Raw genomic sequence first — 19,622 nt, forward strand, 5'->3', positions numbered from 1 at the left:
GTCAGTCGGCGTCGCGGGCGAACAGGTTCCGCAGCACGAGGAACACCACGACGGCCACGACCGCGACGATCGCGAGCTTCGCGATGAACCACAGCACCGAGAACAGGGCGCTGACGATCCACCACGCGATCACGACAGCGAGGATCACGCCGAGCACGGTCCAGATGTTCTTGGTCATACGTCCAGCCTAGGGGCGCTGGCCGCGGGATCCTCCCCTCCCGGACCGCCAGCTCCGGCGGACGTCGCGGTGTCCGCGCCGCCCGCGCGGTCGGTGTCGGCGAGCAGTGCATGCAGGCTGCCCGCCGCCGCCAGCAGCGCGACGCTGCGGCGGGTGAGGGCGTCGAGCCGGGCGGCGAGGATGCTCTGCAGCCCTCCGCTCTCGCCGTGCGCCCGCAGCTCCTCCAGGATCCGGGTGATGGCCGGGATCCCGTAGCCGCCCGACCGGAGTGCGGCGACCACGCGGGCCTCGGTGATCGCGCCCGAGCCGTAGCGGCGGGCGCTCCTGCCGTCGCGCATCGGACGGATGAGCCCCTCGCGCTCCCAGTGGCGCAGCGCCGAGGTCCGCACGCCGAGAGCCTGGGCGAGCTCACCGACCGTCATCTCGTCGGCGTCGTCGAACACGTCGTCGGCGTCGGACACCGCGACCTCCAGACCGCGCAGCGCCTCCCGCACCCGGCTGCGCTCGTCGGCGAGGTCGGCGTGGAGGGCATCGATGCGCTCGGCGGCCCGTTCGACCGAGGACCGGATGAGCATCGGCATGAGCGCGCGGGCCGCCACCGGACCGATGGCCGCGGCCAGCTCCCGGTACGCCCGCGCCGCGGTCTCGTGCCGTGCACCGTAGCGCCGGTAGCCGTTCGCCGCGCGGGCCGCCGGGGGAATGATGCCGAGCCGCTCCAGGTCGCGGACCTGCTGCACCGAATAGCCGACGCTCCGGCCGATCTCCGCCGTGCTCCTGACCCGCTCTGGAGGGTTGCTCACCCGTAACCCCCTGTTCTCCGCAGCCAAGACTCCATAGGCACTGCAACCGGACCATTGAAGCATGGACAGACAGCAGATCATCGAGGCCGTGCGATCGTTCGACGGCGCGCTCGCCATGACGCCGCAGCCGGGGAGCGAGTTCCCTGAGCTGTCGTGGGGCCGAGGGCGGTGACGGTGGGCACCGCTCAGGGCATGACCGAGGGGCAGCGCCGGACCGTCGCCGTGTGGGCCGCGGACTGCGCCGACCGCGTGCTGCCGCTGTTCGAGGCGGACGCCCCCGGCGATGACCGCCCGCGCGACGCCATCGCCAGGACCAGGGCCTTCGCGCGCGGGGAGCTCTCCGCCGCGGGTGAGATCCGGCGGCGGTTCGTGGCAGGCCGGGCGGCCGGGAGTGCCGCGACCCCGGCCGGACGAGCGGCCGCGCGTGCCGCCGCCCAGGCCGCAGGGGTGGCGCACATGGGAGCGCATGCACTCGGGGCGGCCGCGTATGCCGCGGTCGCCGTGGGGCTCGCGCATCCCGACGACCCCCGCGCCCGCGACCGGGAGGTGACGCAGCAGCTCGCCCTCCTCTCCCCCGCCGCAGCTTCGGCCCTGCGCTCCCTGCCCCTCCTCGGCACCGACACCGCCGGACCGCTCGGCCCCGGGCTGCTGGCCGCGGGCGACCTCGGCGCGGTGATCCGGCGGGTGCAGGCCGCACTCGCCTGACCCCGCTGCACGCCGCGCTTCAGCGGCGATTCAGCGTCGAGCCGCCACACTGGGGTGATGCGGATCCTGGTGGTGGACGACGAGGTGCGCCTGGCGGAGGGCGTGCGTCGGGGGCTCGAGGCCGAGGGCTTCGCGGTCGACGTGGCACACAACGGGGTCGACGGACTGTGGCGGGCACGGGAGACGCGGTACGACGCGATCGTGCTCGACCTGATGATGCCCGGCATGAGCGGCTGGAAGGTGTGCGAGGCGCTGCGGGCGGAGGAGAACTGGACGCCCGTGCTCATGCTCACCGCGAAGGACGGCGAGTGGGATCAGGTCGAGGCCCTCGAGACCGGCGCCGACGACTACGTCACGAAGCCGTTCTCGTTCGCGATCCTGGTCGCACGGCTGCGGGCCCTGGTGCGCCGCGGGGCCGTTGCCCGTCCGACCGTGCTGGAGGCCGGGGATCTGCGCCTGGATCCCGCGGCGCATCACGTATGGCGCGGCGACACGCCGATCAGCCTCACGGCCAGGGAGTTCGCGGTGCTCGAGCACCTGATGCGGCACCGCGGCCAGGTGCTCTCCAAGCGCGACCTGATCGCGGGGGTCTGGGACGACGACTTCGACGGCGACCCGAACATCGTCGAGGTGTACGTCGGCCATCTGCGGCGCAAGGTCGACAAGCCGTTCGGGCGCGCGGCCATCGAGACCATCCGCGGGGCGGGCTACCGGCTGGCGGCCGACGGTGGCTAGCCGGTTCCTCCGTTCGGTGCGCGGCCGGACGACGCTCGGCGCGACGGTGGTCGTGGCGGTGGCCCTGCTGATCGGCGCCTTCTCCTTCTACGGCGTGCTCAGCGCGAGCATCCACGGCGCCAGGGAGCGCGCCGCCGAGCAGCGCCTGGAGGAGCTGGTGCAGCGCTTCGAGGGTCCGGGGCGCCCCGGTCCCGAGCTGCTCGACGACGACATCGTGCAGCTGATCGGACGCGACGGGACCGTGCGTCGCGCGAGCGAGGAGGCGCAGGAGCTCCTCGGGTCGGGGTCGCTGCCCGTGCATGACGACCCGCGCAGCTTCGTGATCGACGGCGAGCGGATGGTGGTCGTGTCGGACGACCTCGACGACGGTGAGAGCCTGGTGCTGGCGGTGCCGATGGAAGACGACGCGGAGACGCTCGCCACGGTCGCGACACTGTTGGCCGTCGCCGTCCCCGCCCTGCTGGTGCTCGTCGCCGCGACCACCTGGCTCGTCACGGGGCGAGCCCTGCGTCCGGTCTCGCGCATCCGCACGGAGGTCGACGGCATCACGGCCGAGCGCCTCGACCGCCGCGTGCCCGTGCCCGACACGGGCGACGAGATCGCGTCCCTCGCGACCACGATGAACGGCATGCTCGACCGGCTCGACGCCGCCGCGACCGCCCAGCGCCGCTTCGTGTCCGACGCCTCGCACGAGCTGCGGTCGCCGCTCGCGACCATCCGTCAGCACGCCGAGCTGGCACAGTCGCACCCCGAGGTCACGAGCATCCGCGAGCTCGCCGACGTGGTGTCGGAGGAGGGCCTGCGCCTGCAAGGCATCGTCGAGTCACTCCTGCTGCTGGCCCGCCTCGACGAGGGGGTGGCGGGTGCCGCGGAGCCGGTGGACCTCGACGACATCGCCCTCACCGAGGTGCGACGCCTGCGCGCGGCGGGGCTCGACGTGGACGGGTCGGGCATCGGCGCCGCCCGGGTGTCGGGCGACCCCCGGCTGCTCGCGCAGCTCGTGCGCAACCTCGCCGACAACGCCGCCCGCCACGCCCGCGGTCGTCTGGCGATCGGGGTCACCACGGTGCAGCAGCACGTGTTCCTGACCGTGGAGGACGACGGGTCGGGCGTGCCGGCGGCCGAGCGGGAGCGGATCTTCGAGCGGTTCGTGCGACTCGACGAGGCGCGCAGCCGTGATGCGGGCGGCAGCGGTCTGGGCCTGGCGATCGCCCGCAGCATCGCGACCGCGGCGCACGGCACCGTCACGGTGGACGACTCGCGATGGGGCGGGGCGCGGTTCGTCGTGACCCTGCCCTCGGCGGACTGAGGCGCCGCACGGCATTCCTGAAGAGCGCTTCAGGACGCTTCAGGGTGGCTTCAGCGCCCCCGCGAGACCATCGGGACATGGACGACAAGAACCCCACCCCCGAGAACCCCACCCCGGAGCAGCCCGGCACCCCGGAGCAGCCCGCCGCCGCGCAGAGCCCGGCCCCCGCGCAGCCCGACGCGACCCCCGCCGCCGACGCCCCCACCGTTCCGGTCGAGCCGACCGCGCCCGCCGCCGCACAGCCCGCCCCCGCTTCCACGGCGCCCGCAGGCGAGGCGACTCCCCCGGCGAAGCCCGGACGCAAGCGCGCCTTGCTCATCGGCGGTGGCATCGCCGCGGCCGTGCTGCTCGCGGGTGGCGGGGTGGCTGTCGGCGCGGCGATCGGCGATGAGTTCGGCGACGACGACCACCCGTCGATGGAGGGACCGCGCCACGGCGACCACCGCGACGGCGACCACGGCCCCCGCGACGACGACGGTCCGCGCGAGGGCGACCGCGACGACCGGCCGGCCGGTGCGGGTGGACCGGTGACCGGTATCGGCACCGCCTCGATCGACGAGCTGCTCGACATCGCCGAGGCGGCGCGTGGAGCCGCGGACGGCGAGGTGACCTCGATCGACGCGAAGCGCGACGGCACGTGGGAGGTGCAGCTGACCACGGCCACGGGCGACGAGAGCGACGTGCGCGTGGACGACGACCTGAAGGCGTCCGTCGTGGCGACCGAGAAGGCGGACGACGACGACACGGGGCCGACGCTCACGCTCGACGACGAGACCATCCGGGCGCTGGTCGAGGCCGCGCTCGCGGAGGCCGACGGCATGATCACCGACCTCGACGTCGACGCCGACGATGTGAGCCCCTACGACGCCTCCGTGCTCACGGCGGACAACCGCTCGGTCGACATCGAGTTCGATGCCTCCTTCGCCGTGGTCGGCACGGACCTCGACGACTGAGACGCGGCGGGCGGCCGATACGATGCAGGCATGACGAACTCCGATCCGATCGACGAGGTCTCCATCGGCGGTGAGGTCATCCGCCTCGGCCAGTTCCTCAAGTTCGCCGGTCTGCTCGATTCGGGCGGCGACGCGAAGGAGGTCATCATCGACGGCTTCGTGACCGTGAACGGTGAGGTCGACCGCCGCCGTGGTCGTCAACTGCACGATGGCGACGTGGTCGCGTTCGAGGGCCGGGCGGTGCGCGTCCGGCCCTGAGCCTCCGCCCCCTCGGTCCGCGCTTCCCGCTCGCCCGCGAGCACGAGCGTCACACCCCCGGCGCACAGGACGAAGCCGGCGACGGTGAGCACGGTCAACGGCTCACCCAGCAGCAGTGCCCCGGCGAGTGCGGTGGCCGGTGCGATGAGGAACAGCAGGGCCTGCAGTGCGGTGATGCCCACGCGACGCAGCAGCCACCAGTACAGACCGTAGGCGCCGAGCGTCGGGAACACGGCGGCGAGCGCGACCGAGATCCAGAACCCCGCCGTGGCCGGAGGGACGAGCGCTCCGGCGAGCAGGGCGATCACGAGCAGCACGACGGCCGTGACGGTGACCTGCACGGCGAGGGTCACGAGGACCCCCGTGTGCGCGGACGACCGCCGCTGGAGGAACGTGCCGATCACGAGGCACACCATCGCGGTCACGGGCAGCAGGTAGGCCGCGGGAGTGGCCGCGGCGGAGCCGAGCTGGGAGTGCACGACGAGGGCCACGCCGATGGCACCCACTCCGAGCCCCGCCCACTGGGCGCCGCGCACGCGCAGGCCGAGGAGGGGGCCGACCAGGGCGGCGACGACGAGCGGCTGCACGGCGTCGATGAGGGCGACCGTCCCGGTGGCGATGCCGGCCGCGACGGCGCCCCACACGGCGGCGCAGTAGCCGAACTGCGCGAACAACCCGATCGCGGCCTGGACGCCGAGTTCGCGCGGCGTGACACCCCGTGCCGCCCGGGTCGCGCCGACGAGAAGGAGCAGCACGATCGCGAGGAGGACGAACCGCCAGACGAGAAGGGTGAGGGCGGAGGTGTCGGCCGTGGCGAAGGCGGCGATCACGAAACCCGAGCTCCACGTGGCGACGAAGGCGACGGCGGCGGCCACGGTCAACGCCCCGTGAAGTATACCGATCTGTTTACTCATGATCCTGACTATACAGGGCGGTATACTCGTGTCATGCCCCAGGAGACCCCGCAGCTCGTTCCCCTGACCCCGGGAGCACAGCGCGTGCTCGACGCGGCGTCCCGGCTGTTCTACGAACGGGGGATCCACACCGTCGGCGTCGACACCATCGCGGCGGCCGCCGGAGTGACGAAGAAGACGCTGTACGACCGGTTCGGCTCGAAGGAGGCGCTCGTCGTCTCCTACCTCCAGCACCGAGACGCCCGCTGGCGCGATCACGTCGCCGCGCACCTCGCCCGCGTGCCGGAGCCGGGCGTCGACCGCGTGCTCGCCGTGTTCGATGCCGCCATCACCTGGTCCGACGAGAACAGCCCCAAGGGGTGCAGCGCGATCAACGCCCGCGCGGAGATCGACGGCGGAGACGACGAGCGCCTCGTGCTCGCCGAGGCGTCGCGGCAGAAGACGTGGCTGCTGTCGGTGTTCCACGAGCTGCTCGCCGAGGCGGGCTTCGACCATCCGGACCGGCCTGCCGAGGCGATGATGCTGCTCTACGAAGGGGCGATCGTCACGGTCGGGATGGGGACGTTCAACGGTCCGTTCCTCGTGGCCCGGGACTGCGCACGGACACTCCTGGAGCCGGCGTCGCCGCAGGATCGGGCAGCACCGAGCGCACGGTGACGATCGTGAGCGCCACGAGCAGCACGACCAGGATCGTGTCGGCCGCGATGTAGGCATAGTGCGCCCCGTCGGTCCCGGGAGCGGCAGACCCCGCGATCACCCGATCACTGCGGCGGTTGAGCACGGGGCGGATCACCGCGACCTCGACGGCGAACACGACCCAGATCGCGGTGAGCAGCACCCCGACGGTGCGCCCGGCGCGCGCCCGCACCGTGACGACCGTTAGCACGAGGAGCACGACACCCGCGAGCACGTTGAGCGCGGTGAAGACCAGGCGCCCGATGCCGAGTCCGATCGGGATGGTCACGCCCGGCGCCAGGAACTTGAGCGGCGCCTCGAGGAACGAGATGGCGACCATCGCGCCGAGCAGGAACGCAGGCAGCAGCAGTCGCAGTGCTGTGGTCAGACGCCCGCCGGTCATGGCCCCACGCTACCCAGGCGGCCGGGAGCCTGCGCAGACGCGGGCCGTGCAATTCGCCCGTTCTCCGACCTGCGCGGATAATAGGTAACATGCCACGTCCTATCGACGCCTACCGCGGTCTTGCCCAGTCGAGTCGCCTGCGGGTCCTCGACGCCCTGCTCGACACCCCGGGGATCGGTCTCGCCGAGTTGTCCGCCATCACCGGCCTGCACGTCAACACCCTCCGCGATCACCTCCGGATCCTCGAGAAGGAGGGGCACGTGCGCTCCGAGGTCGAGCACACCGGCCGCCGTGGACGACCCCGGCTGCGCTTCGCGGTGGTGACAGCGACCGATCGCAACGAGGTCGCGGAGCGGCATCTGCGTGAGGCGATCCGGCACGGCGATCTCATGCGCGCGGTGCTCCCGGCGACCGAGTCCACCCTGCCGACCGACGCGACGCACCAGCTCGACGCGATCTACCACCACCTGGACGAGGTGGGGCTGGAGCCCGAGGTCGACGAGGAGGCGCTGACGATCGAGCTCGCACCGTGCCGCTTCCACGCCCTGCTCGCCGACGACGGACCGGTCGCTTGCCGCGTGCACGAGGAGCTGCTGCGCTCACTGCTGGAGCGCGCGGGCGGACCGGTCGTGATCGATCGCGTGCTGCCGTTCACCGACGCGCATTCCTGTCGCGTGCACCTCGCCCTGCGCGAGCACGCGGCTCAGGGAAGGGTCTTGCCCTCCAGCGTCGCGACGAACGAGACGCCGGGAGTCGAGCGGTAGTTCAGGTGCGTCGACACGGCGATCACGTTGACGCCGGCGCGCAGCGACGACGCGGGGATCGGGATCACGAGCGGTGAGGCGACCGCGGCGGCCGTGTTCGGCGCCGCGGTGGCGTACGTGGTCGAGGTGACGGTCGTCGTCGGCATGCGGAGCCGACCGACCTCGACTCCGTTGACCGTCACCACCGCCCCGTCGTCCGCGCGCGCCGTGAGCACCAGCTCGGAGAGCTTCGCGGGGTCGGTGACGGTGAACGACGTGCGGAACAGCATGCTGATGGGGCGCTGCGTGGTGGGGGGTGGCACGTCGACGACCGTCGTGATGCCGCTGCCGAAGCCCAGCGGTGCGGCGCCCTGCCCCCACGCCGTGTCGTCGAACGCGACGCCCGTCCATCCGGTCGGCCAGGCTCCGGCCGCGTAACGGAAGCGCCAGGCGGCGTCGCTGCGCACGAGCGTGACCGGCACGGGCGTCGCCGCGGGAGGTGTGGTGACGGAGACCGTGGTCGCGGCGGACCGCGCACCGTCCGGCCCGATCGCGACCACCGCGTACGACACCGCACTCCCCGCCGGTGCCGCCGCGTCCGTCACCACCCCCGTCGCCCCTGTCCCCGTGAGCGTCGTCATGCCAGGGCGCGACACCTCCACACCGCTCACCGCACCTCCGGGGCCCGGCGACCACGCGATGTCCACGCTCGTGGGAGACGTGGCGGTCGCGGTGGCCGCGGGGGCGCCCGGAGGGTCCTGCGGGGGGTCGACGGTCGTGCGGCGTGCGGTCATCACCAGGTCGAACGTGCTGTCCGGCGTGCCGCGGTAGTTCACGTGGGCCGAGGCGGCGATCACGTTCGCCCCCTCGCGCAGCAGTCCGGACGGCACCGCGAACACGGCGGGGTCGGCGGTCGCGACACTCGTCGAGCGCACCGCGTCGGCATAGGTCGCGCTGGTCGGCGCGGTCGACTGCAGGTGCGAGGTGCCCAGCAGCGTGCCGTTGACCCACACCGCCACCCCGTCGTCGGCCCGGGTGCTCACGGTCACGCCACTGAGCTCGTCGATGTCGGCGAGGGCCACGGTGGTGCGGAAGAGCATCGCGCGGGCGCGGTTGGTGCTCGGCGGCCCGAGGTCGATCGAGGTGACGGCACCGGTGCCCCATCCGAGTGGGGCCCTCCCCGAACCCCACCCGGAATCATCGAAGCCGAGGGTCGTCCACCCGGTCGGCCACGCCTGCGTCGAGTTGCGCCACTTCCACGTCGACCCGCCCGCGAGCAGTACCTCATCCGTGCCGGGTTCCAGGTGGACCGGGAGGGTGAAGCGGCTCCCGGCGTCGGTCTCGTACTGCTGGAGGGTCGGCGAATAGGTGAAGGCGTCGACCGTGCCCGCGGCGGGATCGAACGTGTAGTACCGCAGCCAGCCGTTGCCCCCGTTCGCGCGGCTCTGGTAGTTCGACAGGATCTGGTGCACGGGCGTGCCGCAGGAGTTCGGGTCGGTGCGTCGCGCCTCGCCGATGTCGCCGTCGTGCCAGTGGCCGTTGACGACAAGGAAGATGGAGCAGTTCTGCGACACGAAGTCGTTCCACAGCGTCACCGCGGACACCGGGGTGACGTCGGTGCGGATGACGTGCGTGGCGCGCGTGCCGCCCGTGTTGATGAAGCCGTGCGTGGCGAGGATGACCTTGCGGTCGGGGTGGGCGTCGAGCACGCGCTGGGCCCACGCGAGGGTGTAGGCGGGCGACTCGAATTCGAGGCTCAGCAGCAGCAGCTTCGTGTCGCCGACCGTGAGCAGGCTGTAGCTGTCCTTGTTCTTGCGGTCGATGCCGTCGGGCCCGAACTGGTTCTGCCCCAGGTATCCGCCGTACGACACCGTCGGGCCGTTCCACGAGGCGGCGGAGTACCGGCTCGGCGGGAAGTAGGTGTCGTACGTGCTCGACTCGCCGGTCGTGATGTCGAGGTCGTGGTTGCCCGGCAGCACCGAGTTCGGCACGCCCGCGTCGTCGAGCGTCTTCATGTACCGGCTCGCGCGCTCCCAGTGGTTCACGTTCGGCCACGACTCGACGAGGTCGCCCACCTGGATCACGAACTTCGTGTTGAGCTGTGCGCGGGAGTCGACGATCCACTGCGTCTGCGCGGCCATCGTCTGCTCGTACGTGCTCGACACGGTGTAGCCCTGTGTGTCGGGCAGCACCACGATCGTGAAGGTCTCGTCGGCGGCGGAGGCGACGGCGGGCACGAGCGCGCCGACCAGCATCACGGTCGCTCCGACCACCGCCAGCGCACGACGCCGTGCGCGCGTCCACGTCCCCATGTCGAACCCCAGTCCACTTCGACTGGCTCCGTCTTACACCCGCCGGGGCGGGAGCCACAAGGGCCTGTGGCGCGAGGTCAGGGGAAGAGCTGGTGCAGCACGTCCCAGTCCTCGTCGGCGAGGGCCTGCGTGACCACGGCCTGCCCCTCCGGCGAGACGTCGGGGCCGAGGCGCTGCCACACGACGCGCGCCGCGCCCAGGTCGCCCGCGGCGATCGCGTTCGAGAACTCGATGAACGCGTTGGCGTAGGGGATGGTGGAGGTGCCGGCCTCCGCCCGGAACGGCCCGTACTGGTCGATCCACGGGAGGGCGGGGTCGGGTCGGAGGATCAGCACGTCGCCCGGGTGCACGGTCATGCCGTCGACGTGGTTGTACATCGAGACGGTGACGTAGTCGATGCAGAACCGCTGGCCGATCGCGATCAGGCTGTCGCCCGGGGCGACCTCGTAGGCGAAGACCTTCCCGTCGTCGCCGAGCACGGGGGTGCCGTTCGCGAGGTCGGACGCCCCCATCTCGACGAGGTCGCCGAGCAGCTTCGCATGCGGCGCCTCTCCGTCCTGGGCGACGATGTTGATGAGCGAGTTCGTGGTGCACTCCCCCGGACCGCCCGCGGGCACGGAGACGCCGTCACCGAGATCGACCAGGTCGCCCTCGCCCGGTGCGGACTCCGACTCGTCGACCGCGGCGGGGGCCGGTGCGGGCGCGTGCGTGAACGTCTCGGATGGCGCGGAGACGGCGGAGACGACAGCCGGGACGGCGAGGGCCGCGACACCGGCGACCGCCACCCCCGCGACGACGGCGACGATGGCGCGGGTGCGGTTCATCCCGTCAGCTTGTCAGGATGCGCCCGCCCGCGCCAGCGCGACGGGCCCGGGCGACCGACGTTCCGTGCACACGTCAGTTGAAGTCGCCGCCGGGGGCCATGTCGGCGAAGCGGGAGTAGTGGCCCTGGAACGCGACCGTGATGGTGGCCGTCGGGCCGTTACGGTGCTTGGCCACGATCAGGTCGGCCTCACCCGGACGCACGTCCTTGTCGTACACGGAGTCGCGGTGCAGCAGGATCACCATGTCGGCGTCCTGCTCGATCGAGCCCGACTCACGCAGGTCGCTGATGGCGGGCTTCTTGTCCTGCCGCTGCTCGGGACCACGGTTCAGCTGCGACAGCGCGATCACCGGCACCTGCAGTTCCTTGGCGATGAGCTTGAGGCTTCGCGAGAACTCCGAGACCTCCTGCTGACGGGACTCGACGCGCTTGCCCGAGGTCATCAGCTGCAGGTAGTCGATGATGACCATGCGCAGCCCGGCACGCTGCTTGAGCCGCCGGCACTTGGCGCGGATCTCGACGAGCGTCATGTTCGGGCTGTCGTCGATGTAGAGGGGCGCGTCGTTGATGCGGCCGCGGGTCGCGGCGACCGTGGTCCAGTCGCGCGGGTCGAGCGTTCCCTTGCGCATGTTCTGCAGCGGGATGGCTCCCTCGGCGCTGAGCAGACGCATCGCGATCTCGCTCTTGCCCATCTCGAGCGAGAAGAAGATGGAGGGGAAGTCATGGCCGATGGAGGCGGCGCGCGCGAAGTCGAGCGCGAGCGTCGACTTTCCCATGGCCGGTCGGGCGGCGACGACGATCATCTGGCCGCCGTGCAGGCCGTTGGTCAGCTCGTCGAGCTCACGGAAACCGGTCGGGATGCCCGTCATGGAGCCGTCGCGGCCGTTCGCCGCCTCGATCTCCTCGACCGCCGCGTCGACCGCGACCGTCAGCGGCACGTAGTCCTCGGCGGTCTCCGAACCGGTGACGGAGTAGATCTCGGCCTGCGCGTTGTTGACGATGTCGGTCGCGTCGCCCTGGCCGTCGTAGCCGAGCTGCACGATGCGGGTGCCCGCGTCGACCAGCCGGCGGAGGATGGCCCGCTCCGACACGATGCCCGCGTAGTAGCCGGCGTTCGCGGCAGTCGGCACGATCGAGGTGAGCGTGTGCAGGTAGTCGGCGCCGCCGGCCTTGCTCAGCTCGCCCGTCTTGATGAGCTCGTCGGTGACGGCGACCACGTCGGTCGGCTCGCCGTGCGAGTAGAGCGACAGGATCGCCTCGAAGATCAGCTCGTGCTTCGGGATGTAGAAGTCGGCGCCCTTGAGGGTCTCGATCACGTCGGCCACCGCGTCCTTCGACAGCAGCATGCCGCCCAGGGCGCTCTGCTCGGCGAGGAGGTCGTGCGGCGGGGTGCGCTCGGGCGGACGCTGCCCTCCCAGGCGCTCCTCCGAGATGTCGGCGATCGACACAGTGTTCCCTTCGATGCGACGGTTCCGATGCGGAACTCCGACAGCGGATGACGAGTGGTCGTCGGTGGTTCCACGCCCGCGCGGCGGCCGGTTCCAGACAAACAGGGGCCCCCGACATTCGGTCGCTCGACCACGCTATGAGCGGTCTCCACACGGTGCAACACAGCCTGTGGATAACCATGTGGAGAGCGTGCGGAGAAACGCGGAGTGTCTGTGCAGAACGGGTGTGGATAACCCGGTGGAGTGTGGTGAAGAAGAACTTTTTTATGACGCTTGAACTGGGATTTCTCGTTTCCCCACCCTGTGGATGGAAACGAGCTTAAATCGCGCGTTGAAGGTTTCCCCTGCCGGAGCGACATGTGTAGAACTTGGGGAAAGTCAAGCCGGAAATCCGCCGGGCGCGTCACGATCTGACACCACCCGTCGCGGTTGTAAATGGGCCTGGACAGGGTGGGACCCCGCGAGTATTCTGCTCCCCATCGACACACCCGTATCGATATGGCGTTGCCTTCAGAGGGGGAGGACGACGTGAGCGCTCGAGCGACCCGACGCGGCGTACCCGCCGTCGTTCTCTGGGGTGGCCTCGGCGCGCTCGCGTGGGCCGCACTCACGGTGCTCACCGGTGGCGGATCCGCTCACGCGGACGAGCAGAAGCCCGGCCCGCTCGACTCCCTGACCACCGCGGTCACGCAGACGGTGACCGCCGTGACGGCACCCGTCGTGAACGAGGTCGTCGCCCCGGTCGTGACCCAGGTGGCCGCGCCCGTCGTCACGCAGGTGGTCGCCCCGGTGGTGACGCAGGTGGTCGCCCCCGTCGTCTCGCAGGCGGTCGCCCCCGTGCATGCCGCGCCCGCCGTCGTCGAGACGGTCACGGAGACGGTCGAGAGCGTGCCGGTCGTGGGGTCGGTCGCGGCGCCCGTGCTCGGCACGGTCACGGACGCGACCTCGTCGGTCGTCGACACCACCACCGACCTCCTCGCGGACTCGCCCATCTCGCGCGTGACCGCACCGATCCTCGACGCCGTCGGCCGCCTTCCGATCGTCGGCGGGATCGTCGTCGACTCCGGCGCGTCCGACCTCGTGACCGAGGTGGTGGGCGTGGTCGATGAGGTGACCGGCGTGATCGGCGGCACCGTCGACGAGACCGTGCCGCCCGTGATCGACGGCCTACAGCCCGGAATTCCGCCGGTGAGCGACGGATCGCTCCCCGCCGCCGCGGTGGCTCTCACCTCTGCGTCCGCGCCCGCGTCCGCGCTGCCCGGCGCAACGACGCCCGGCGTGTCCGCCGCGATCTCCGGCGCCTCCGACGAACGCGCCGAGGGGGCCACGCCGCCCGCCGACCCTGCCGCGGGCGATCACACCCCCACGCCCGGCAACGCACCCCCCGGTGCCCCCGCCGCTCCGTCTTCCTCCGCCACCTCCGGCGGAGGCACCCCGTACGCCCACGCTCGCCTCGGCGACGACGGCGTGCTCCCGCTCCGCGCCTGGGAGCGGGTTGCCGGCGCCTCGGACGATGCCCTTCCCGGCTCGCCCGTCGCCGACACCGACGTCTCACCTGACTGACTGACTGTCGCGCCATCCCCGCGGATGGCAGATGCCGTGCTGCGCGCGCACCTCATCGCGTGCACCCATCAGACACCCCAGTCATGTCAGGAGAACCATCATGCGTACTTACGCGAAGCGAGCCCTGTGGGGCGCGCTCCTCGCCGGCGGGATCACCCTGCTCGGCGCGACGGCCGCCAATGCGGCCGAGACATCCGGAGACGACGGACTGCTCTCCGGCACCCAGGCGGTGGCACCCATCACAGCGCCGATCACGGTCGTGGACAACGCGATCTCCGTGCTCGGCGATGCGGTGGCTCCCGCACCGGCCCCGGCTCCGGCCCCCGCGCCCGCTCCGGCACCAGCCCCCGCGCCCGCTCCGGCGCCCGCTCCGGCTCCCGCACCCGCTGCGGAGACGGACGGCGGCTCGGGCACCGCGTCGGGAACCCAGGCGGTCGTGACCGTGAACCTGCCCGTCACCGTGTCGGGCAACGCGATCAGCCTCACCGACGACTCCACGACCAGCACCCCGGCCGCCGCTCCACCCCAGAGCGCGGCTCCCCAGGCCCCTGACGCGGCCGGGGTGCTTTCCCTCGACACCGACGGCATGGACGGTGTGCTCTCGGGCACGCAGGCCCTGCTCGCGGTGAACGCCCCGGTGACCGTGTCGGGCAACTCGCTGTCGCTCCTGGGCGACGCCGAGTCGGCCTCGACCGACGCGGAGGCCGCAGCACCGGCTCCCGCGACCGGCGTCGATGCGGGCACCAGCGGTGAGGACGGCACGGCCAGCGGCACGCAGGTCGTCGCCCCCGTGACGGCTCCCGTGACCGTGACCGGCAACGCCATCTCGCTGCTCGGCGACAGCGCCAGCACCGGCGGCACCGGCACCGGCGCGGCTCCCACCGCACCCGCGAACGGCGGCAGCCCCGCCACCTCGGGTGAGGACGGCGTCGTCGGCGGCTCGCAGGTCGTCGCACCCATCACCGCCCCCATCGGCGTGACCGGCAATGCCATCTCCGTGCTCGACGACGCCACCGCCACCGGCGGCACCACCGGTACCGGCACCACGGCCCCGACCGCACCCGCGAACGGCGGCGCCCCCGCCACCTCGGGTGAGGACGGCACCGCCAGCGGCACCCAGGTCGTCGCCCCGGTGACGGCCCCCGTGACCGTGACCGGCAACGCCATCTCGCTCCTGGGAGACAGCGCCACGAGCGGTAACACCGGCACCGGCGGCACCCCGTCCGCACCCGCCACCGGCGGCACGCCCGCCACTTCGGGTGAGGACGGCACCGCCAGCGGCACCCAGGTCACCGCGCCCGTCACCGCCCCCATCGGCGTGACGGGCAACGCGATCTCCGTGCTCGACGACGCCACCGTCACCGGCGGCACCACCGGCACAGGCACGGCCCCGACCGCACCCGCGGCCGGCGGGATCACCACCGGTGAGGACGGCATCCTCGGCGGCACCCAGGTCACCGCACCCGTCACCGCCCCCATCGGCGTGACGGGCAACGCGATCTCCGTGCTCGACGACGCCACCGTCGCCGGCGGGACCACCGGCACCGGGACCACCCCGACCGCTCCGGCGACCGGCGGCGGGATCACCACCGGTGAGGGCGGCATCCTCGGCGGCACCCAGCTGGGTCTGCCCGTGACGCTTCCGATCACGATCGGCGGCAACGCCATCTCGGTCGTGGGCGAGAGCACCGTGACCGGCCCGGGCACCACGCCCGGAACCGACCCCGGAACCGACCCCGGAACTGACCCGGGCACGGACCCCGGTACGGACCCGGGAACCGACCCCGGAACCGACCCGGGCACGGACCCCGGCACCACCCCCGGAACGAACCCCGGCACCACTCCGGGCGCGTCCGGCATGGCCTGGGCGTCGGGCGCAGCCGTCTCCGGTGAGGCCACCGGTCTCGCCATGACCGGCGGTGCACCGTCGCCCGCGCTGTGGGCGATCGCCGCCCTGCTGCTTCTGGGAGGTGCGGGCCTGCTGCGCCGTCGCACGGCGTAGGCGCTGAGCCCCGGCGGCGCCGGTGTCCTCGGGGGAGGAGACACGGCTCCGCCGGTGCGCGGCAGCGTCCGCTCGTGCGGTGCGTCCCCCGCACCTCCTCTGCCGAGCGCGACGGCCGCGCGACACGCGGATGCCCCGTGGCGAACCGCCACGGGGCATCCGTTCACGCCTGCGCTCAGCTCGTCAGCGCGGGTATCGGCTGACTCGCGTGGGGCTGGTCGCCCAGCTCGGCCTGCAGCTCCCACAGCCGCACCTTGAGCTGCTCGCGCACCTCCGCGTAGGCGGGGTCGTGGTACACGTTCACCAGCTCGTCCGGGTCGGCCTCCAGGTCGTACAACTCCCACTCCGGCGCGAACCGGAACGGCGACGACCCGGGCAGACCCATCCCGTCGCTGTAGAAGTAGATGAGCTTGTGGGCCTCCGTGCGGATGCCGTAGTGCGCGAGCACATGGTGGTTCTCGTCGTCGTTCTCGTAATAGCGGTAGTAGAACGCGTCGCGCGTCGGCTCGTCCGATCCGGTCAGCTGCGGAAGGAAGCTCTTCCCCTGCATCCGCTCGTGCGCATCGACCCCGGCGGCATCCAGGAAGGTCTGCGCGAAATCGACGTTCGTCACGATCTGCTCCATCGGGGCCGCGGGCGCGATCCGCTCCGGCCACGACACGAGCAGCGGCATCCGGATCGACTCCTCGTACATGAAGCGCTTGTCGAACCACCCGTGGTCGCCGAGGAAGAAGCCCTGGTCGGAGCTGTACGTGAGGAGGGTCGAATCCCGCACGCCGTGCGCGCCGAGCCAGTCGATCACCCGTCCGACGTTGTCGTCAACCGAGGCCACGCAGCGCAAGTAGTCCTCCATGTACCGCTGGTACTTCCACAGCGCGAGCTCGTCGGGCGTCAGGTCCTGCGGCGGCTCCACCTTGAGGTCGTCCAGCGTCAGGTGCTCCGCGATGCGCATGGTGGCATGCTTCGCCGCGCTCGCCCGGCCCGCGTAGTCGTCCGTGAACGTGGACGGCACGGGGATCGGATCGCTGTACAGGTGGGCGTGCGCCTCGTCGGGCTCCCACGCGCGGTGCGGCGCCTTGTGATGGATCAGCAGGCACCACGGCTCATCGCCCTCCAGCGACTCGAGCCACTGCAGCGACAGGTCGGTGATGATGTCGGTCGCGTAACCCTTCTCGATGTGCACGCCGTCGGCGGTGAGGATCTGCGGATCGAAGTACTCGCCCTGATCGCGCAGCACCGCCCAGTAGTCGAAGCCCTGCGGATCATGGCCGGGCCCCTCCCCCATGTGCCACTTGCCGACGATGGCCGTGCGGTAGCCCGCCTCCTTGAGCTGCGACACGAACGTCGGCTGGCTCGCGTCGATGGGGGTCACCAGGGTCGAGACGCCGTTGACATGGCTGTACGTGCCGGTCAGGATGCTGGCGCGGCTCGGGGTGCACAGCGAGTTCGTGCAGTAGCAGTGATCGACGCGACGACCGGACTGCGCGATCTCGTCGATGCGCGGGGTCGTGTTCACCACCGACCCGTAGGCGCCGATCGCATGCGTGGCGTGGTCGTCGGTGAGGATCATGAGGATGTTCGGTCGCCGGGCGGTCATCGTGCTTCTCTCTCTGCGGGGCGGTGGTACGCGTCGGTGACGATCTCGGCGGGAGGGGCCGTGAGCCCGGAGAGGTCGATGGGCTCCCAGCGACCGGTCGTCATGGAGCGATAGGCCGCGTCGATCACCGCGTTGTCGATGACGCCGTCGGCCAGGGTCTGCCGCGGCGCGACACCCGCGCGGAAACTCTCGATGAAGTGCGCGAACTGGCCGTGGTAGCCGTACGTGCGCGGCTCGTCGAGCACGGGCCGCAGCCAGCCGCGGGTCGAGCCGGCCTTCTCCCCCACGTAACCGAGCTCCTGTCCCGCGAACGCCGCGAGGGCACCGGGGCCGGTCTCGTCCACGCCGAGCCAGCCGTCCGAGCCATGGATCTCGCGCCGGTTGTCCAGCCCGGGGCGATGCGTCCAGCCGGCCTCGACCTGGGCGACACGACCGTCGTCGAACCGCACGAGCAGGACCGCGTTGTCCTCGGAGTCCACGTCGTCGCGGTCGAGCCGGTCCCCCCACGCGAAGGCCTCCACGGGGGTCGCGCCCTCCAGGAACCAGCGCCCGACGGCGACACCGTGGCAGCCGAGACCGCGCAGCGGCCCTCCGCCCATGCGCGCGATCTCCCTGGCGTGCTTGTGCGGGCTGCCGTGGGCCTCGCGGGCGCGCACGGTGAGCACCCGACCGATGCCGCCCGCGTCGACCATCGCCTTGGCGTGCATGACCGCGGGCGAGAAGACCGCGGTCTCCGCATAGCCGTGCCACACGCCCGCGGCGGTCACGGCGGCGAGGCACGCCGCGGCCTCCGAGCCGCTGCGCCCGAGCGGCTTGGTGCAGATCACGGCCTTGCCCGCGGCGGCCGCCGCCGTCACCGCGTCGAGGTGCGCGTCCTGCGGCACGGCCACGACCACGATGTCGACATCGGCAAGGGCGGCCAGCTCCTCAACGCTGGCGACCACGTCGCGCACGCCGAACCGGTCGGCGAGCTCTCTGCCCCGTTCGGGCGAGCGCGCGGCGAGGGCGACGACCTCGTGGTCGCGCACCTCCGCCAGGGCCCGGAGGTAGAACTCGGCGACGAAACCGGAGCCGACGATGCCCAGCCCGACGGGACCCGTCACGAGCGGTCCTTCATGGCGGCGGCGAACAGCTCGGTGTTGACGAACGACGCCGGATCGGTCATGTCCTCCATGCGACCGGACTGGACGAACACCCGCATGATCGACTCGTACTGCTCGAACGTGGTGCCGTCCTCGTTGTTCGCGAGGATCTCGTCGGACGGCGTCCACCCGGAGATGCTCGCCTGCTGCGTCAGCTGGTCGACCGGGGCACCGGACGCGGCGGAGGCCCACTCGACGACCTGCTCCGTGTCGTCGATGCGGTAGTCGTTCACCTCGGCGTACACCTCGAGGAAGCGCTGCAGGGCGTCGGCCTTGCCGTCGACGGCCTCGTTCGACGCGACCCACGACCCGAGGAACGACGTCTCCGGGAACGAGGCGTTGTCGGCCACCGTCACGGTGTCCGGCACGCTGTCGAGGATCTGCGCGCTCAGCGGCGAGAAGATCGCGGCGATGTCGATCTGCCCGCCGACGTAGGCGCTGACGACGCTCGGCGGGTCGAGCACCACGCGCTCGACGTCGTCGAACGTGAGCCCGGCCTCCAGGAGCGTGAGCGCGAGGATCATCTCCCCCGACCCGCCCTCGGGCACGCCGACGCGCTGCCCCTTGAGGTCTTTCGGATCCTCGACGCCGCTGCCCGGGCGGGCGAGCACCACGTCGCCGAGCGAGGTCTCGCTGGGCACGATCACAGTCGCCTGTCCGGTCGCCGGAAGCCAGGTCGCCCCGGCGCCGATGTACCCGACGTCGATCTGGCCGGCCTGCATCGCCTGGATCTGGGTGGGGCCGTTCGTGAACGGCGTCAGCGTCACGTCCAGCCCGTACTTCTCCCACAGACCCAGCTCGTTCGCGGCGGCGATCACGCCGACGCCGTTGATGCTCGTGTCGATGTAGCCGACGTTCAGGGAGACCGGCTCACGGGCCTCGCCTCCGGCGTCGGACGAGGGGGCCGGTTCGGCCGAGCCCGTGCAGGCGGACAGGGCGATCGTGAGTGCGGTGACGGCCGCGGCGGCGACGGCCGCGCGACGGGTCCGGGTGGGGAAGCGCATCATCGGGTTCCTTACGTGATCGGGTGGGAGTGCGGTGGGTCGTGCGGGTGCGGATCCG

Annotated in this window: 19 protein-coding genes; 9 read left to right on the top strand and 10 right to left on the bottom strand. The window is 71.9% G+C overall.

Going from position 1 to position 19,622, the window contains the following annotated elements:
- Position 1: 1 nt before the first annotated feature.
- Positions 2 to 178 carry a hypothetical protein gene (locus tag ACWH95_RS04695; protein ID WP_168387206.1) on the bottom strand — a complete coding sequence of 59 codons (177 nt, stop codon included), beginning with the start codon at positions 176 to 178 and terminating at the stop codon, positions 2 to 4.
- On the bottom strand, positions 175 to 978 hold the full coding sequence (locus ACWH95_RS04700) for a MerR family transcriptional regulator (RefSeq protein WP_454120280.1): 804 nt from the start codon (positions 976 to 978) through the stop codon (positions 175 to 177). The genes ACWH95_RS04695 and ACWH95_RS04700 overlap by 4 nt, the downstream gene beginning before the upstream one ends.
- Before the next feature lie 174 nt (positions 979 to 1,152).
- Between ACWH95_RS04700 and ACWH95_RS04705 the strand changes: the two genes are divergently transcribed.
- The 5 genes from ACWH95_RS04705 to ACWH95_RS04725 all read left to right on the top strand — a co-directional run bounded on the left by ACWH95_RS04705 (position 1,153) and on the right by ACWH95_RS04725 (position 4,938).
- A complete protein-coding gene (locus tag ACWH95_RS04705; protein WP_454120282.1) occupies positions 1,153 to 1,683 on the top strand; it encodes a putative immunity protein in 531 nt (176 codons plus the stop codon).
- 57 nt (positions 1,684 to 1,740) lie between these two features.
- A complete protein-coding gene (locus ACWH95_RS04710) occupies positions 1,741 to 2,418 on the top strand; it encodes a response regulator transcription factor (protein WP_136030477.1) in 678 nt (225 codons plus the stop codon).
- Positions 2,411 to 3,727 (top strand): sensor histidine kinase, encoded by a 1,317-nt coding sequence (locus tag ACWH95_RS04715; protein ID WP_206252227.1) that lies wholly within the window; start codon positions 2,411 to 2,413, stop codon positions 3,725 to 3,727. The genes ACWH95_RS04710 and ACWH95_RS04715 overlap by 8 nt, the downstream gene beginning before the upstream one ends.
- A gap of 77 nt (positions 3,728 to 3,804) precedes the next feature.
- Positions 3,805 to 4,680, top strand: a complete 876-nt coding sequence (locus ACWH95_RS04720) for a hypothetical protein (protein ID WP_247637982.1) — start codon at positions 3,805 to 3,807, stop codon at positions 4,678 to 4,680.
- Between the two features lie 30 nt (positions 4,681 to 4,710).
- Entirely contained in the window at positions 4,711 to 4,938 is a 228-nt protein-coding gene (locus ACWH95_RS04725) for an RNA-binding S4 domain-containing protein (protein WP_136028492.1), read from the top strand.
- On the opposite strand, the gene ACWH95_RS04730 is transcribed toward ACWH95_RS04725, so the two are convergent.
- On the bottom strand, positions 4,878 to 5,852 hold the full coding sequence (locus ACWH95_RS04730) for a DMT family transporter (RefSeq protein ID WP_247982431.1): 975 nt from the start codon (positions 5,850 to 5,852) through the stop codon (positions 4,878 to 4,880). The genes ACWH95_RS04725 and ACWH95_RS04730 overlap by 61 nt on opposite strands.
- A gap of 33 nt (positions 5,853 to 5,885) precedes the next feature.
- Between ACWH95_RS04730 and ACWH95_RS04735 the strand changes: the two genes are divergently transcribed.
- Positions 5,886 to 6,509 (top strand): TetR/AcrR family transcriptional regulator, encoded by a 624-nt coding sequence (locus ACWH95_RS04735; protein ID WP_454120283.1) that lies wholly within the window; start codon positions 5,886 to 5,888, stop codon positions 6,507 to 6,509.
- Here ACWH95_RS04735 and ACWH95_RS04740 read toward each other — a convergent pair.
- Entirely contained in the window at positions 6,418 to 6,930 is a 513-nt protein-coding gene (locus ACWH95_RS04740; RefSeq protein WP_454120284.1) for a hypothetical protein, read from the bottom strand. The two genes, ACWH95_RS04735 and ACWH95_RS04740, sit on opposite strands and share 92 nt — an antisense overlap.
- An 89-nt stretch (positions 6,931 to 7,019) precedes the next feature.
- Between ACWH95_RS04740 and ACWH95_RS04745 the strand changes: the two genes are divergently transcribed.
- Complete coding sequence (locus ACWH95_RS04745; RefSeq protein WP_454120285.1) at positions 7,020 to 7,694, top strand: winged helix-turn-helix transcriptional regulator; 675 nt, start codon at positions 7,020 to 7,022, stop codon at positions 7,692 to 7,694.
- Here ACWH95_RS04745 and ACWH95_RS04750 read toward each other — a convergent pair.
- The 3 genes from ACWH95_RS04750 to dnaB all read right to left on the bottom strand — a co-directional run bounded on the left by ACWH95_RS04750 (position 7,634) and on the right by dnaB (position 12,256).
- Positions 7,634 to 9,985: a metallophosphoesterase gene (locus tag ACWH95_RS04750; protein WP_454120286.1), complete on the bottom strand. Its 2,352-nt coding sequence runs from the start codon at positions 9,983 to 9,985 to the stop codon at positions 7,634 to 7,636. The two genes, ACWH95_RS04745 and ACWH95_RS04750, sit on opposite strands and share 61 nt — an antisense overlap.
- A gap of 77 nt (positions 9,986 to 10,062) precedes the next feature.
- On the bottom strand, positions 10,063 to 10,809 hold the full coding sequence (locus tag ACWH95_RS04755) for a LysM peptidoglycan-binding domain-containing protein (protein ID WP_136036753.1): 747 nt from the start codon (positions 10,807 to 10,809) through the stop codon (positions 10,063 to 10,065).
- A gap of 73 nt (positions 10,810 to 10,882) precedes the next feature.
- Positions 10,883 to 12,256 (bottom strand): replicative DNA helicase, encoded by a 1,374-nt coding sequence (gene dnaB, locus ACWH95_RS04760; RefSeq protein WP_062637804.1) that lies wholly within the window; start codon positions 12,254 to 12,256, stop codon positions 10,883 to 10,885.
- Between the two features lie 528 nt (positions 12,257 to 12,784).
- On the opposite strand from dnaB, the gene ACWH95_RS04765 reads away from it, so the two are divergent.
- Both ACWH95_RS04765 and ACWH95_RS04770 read left to right on the top strand, forming a co-directional pair.
- Positions 12,785 to 13,819 carry a hypothetical protein gene (locus ACWH95_RS04765; protein WP_454120287.1) on the top strand — a complete coding sequence of 345 codons (1,035 nt, stop codon included), beginning with the start codon at positions 12,785 to 12,787 and terminating at the stop codon, positions 13,817 to 13,819.
- Between the two features lie 100 nt (positions 13,820 to 13,919).
- Complete coding sequence (locus tag ACWH95_RS04770) at positions 13,920 to 15,821, top strand: beta strand repeat-containing protein (RefSeq protein ID WP_454120288.1); 1,902 nt, start codon at positions 13,920 to 13,922, stop codon at positions 15,819 to 15,821.
- Between the two features lie 175 nt (positions 15,822 to 15,996).
- On the opposite strand, the gene ACWH95_RS04775 is transcribed toward ACWH95_RS04770, so the two are convergent.
- From ACWH95_RS04775 to ACWH95_RS04785, 3 genes are read right to left on the bottom strand one after another with little or no spacing between them, the layout of a single operon-like run.
- Positions 15,997 to 17,418 carry a sulfatase family protein gene (locus ACWH95_RS04775; RefSeq protein ID WP_136035159.1) on the bottom strand — a complete coding sequence of 474 codons (1,422 nt, stop codon included), beginning with the start codon at positions 17,416 to 17,418 and terminating at the stop codon, positions 15,997 to 15,999.
- A complete protein-coding gene (locus ACWH95_RS04780; RefSeq protein ID WP_447653388.1) occupies positions 17,415 to 18,521 on the bottom strand; it encodes a Gfo/Idh/MocA family protein in 1,107 nt (368 codons plus the stop codon). The genes ACWH95_RS04775 and ACWH95_RS04780 overlap by 4 nt, the downstream gene beginning before the upstream one ends.
- On the bottom strand, positions 18,518 to 19,567 hold the full coding sequence (locus ACWH95_RS04785; RefSeq protein WP_136035161.1) for an ABC transporter substrate-binding protein: 1,050 nt from the start codon (positions 19,565 to 19,567) through the stop codon (positions 18,518 to 18,520). The genes ACWH95_RS04780 and ACWH95_RS04785 overlap by 4 nt, the downstream gene beginning before the upstream one ends.
- Between the last annotated feature and the right edge of the window lie 55 nt (positions 19,568 to 19,622).

The organism is Microbacterium sp. NPDC055502 (assembly GCF_053643635.1).

What these genes read in the sequence shown, in the direction of transcription:
- ACWH95_RS04755 (WP_136036753.1), bottom strand. Translation starts at nt 10,809, where the DNA reads ATGAACCGCACCCGCGCCATCGTCGCCGTCGTCGCGGGGGTGGCGGTC.
- ACWH95_RS04730 (WP_247982431.1), bottom strand. Translation starts at nt 5,852, where the DNA reads ATGAGTAAACAGATCGGTATACTTCACGGGGCGTTGACCGTGGCCGCC.
- ACWH95_RS04770 (WP_454120288.1), top strand. Translation starts at nt 13,920, where the DNA reads ATGCGTACTTACGCGAAGCGAGCCCTGTGGGGCGCGCTCCTCGCCGGC.
- ACWH95_RS04785 (WP_136035161.1), bottom strand. Translation starts at nt 19,567, where the DNA reads ATGATGCGCTTCCCCACCCGGACCCGTCGCGCGGCCGTCGCCGCCGCG.
- ACWH95_RS04720 (WP_247637982.1), top strand. Translation starts at nt 3,805, where the DNA reads ATGGACGACAAGAACCCCACCCCCGAGAACCCCACCCCGGAGCAGCCC.
- ACWH95_RS04740 (WP_454120284.1), bottom strand. Translation starts at nt 6,930, where the DNA reads ATGACCGGCGGGCGTCTGACCACAGCACTGCGACTGCTGCTGCCTGCG.
- ACWH95_RS04710 (WP_136030477.1), top strand. Translation starts at nt 1,741, where the DNA reads ATGCGGATCCTGGTGGTGGACGACGAGGTGCGCCTGGCGGAGGGCGTG.
- ACWH95_RS04750 (WP_454120286.1), bottom strand. Translation starts at nt 9,985, where the DNA reads ATGGGGACGTGGACGCGCGCACGGCGTCGTGCGCTGGCGGTGGTCGGA.
- ACWH95_RS04695 (WP_168387206.1), bottom strand. Translation starts at nt 178, where the DNA reads ATGACCAAGAACATCTGGACCGTGCTCGGCGTGATCCTCGCTGTCGTG.
- ACWH95_RS04735 (WP_454120283.1), top strand. Translation starts at nt 5,886, where the DNA reads ATGCCCCAGGAGACCCCGCAGCTCGTTCCCCTGACCCCGGGAGCACAG.
- ACWH95_RS04775 (WP_136035159.1), bottom strand. Translation starts at nt 17,418, where the DNA reads ATGACCGCCCGGCGACCGAACATCCTCATGATCCTCACCGACGACCAC.
- ACWH95_RS04745 (WP_454120285.1), top strand. Translation starts at nt 7,020, where the DNA reads ATGCCACGTCCTATCGACGCCTACCGCGGTCTTGCCCAGTCGAGTCGC.
- ACWH95_RS04725 (WP_136028492.1), top strand. Translation starts at nt 4,711, where the DNA reads ATGACGAACTCCGATCCGATCGACGAGGTCTCCATCGGCGGTGAGGTC.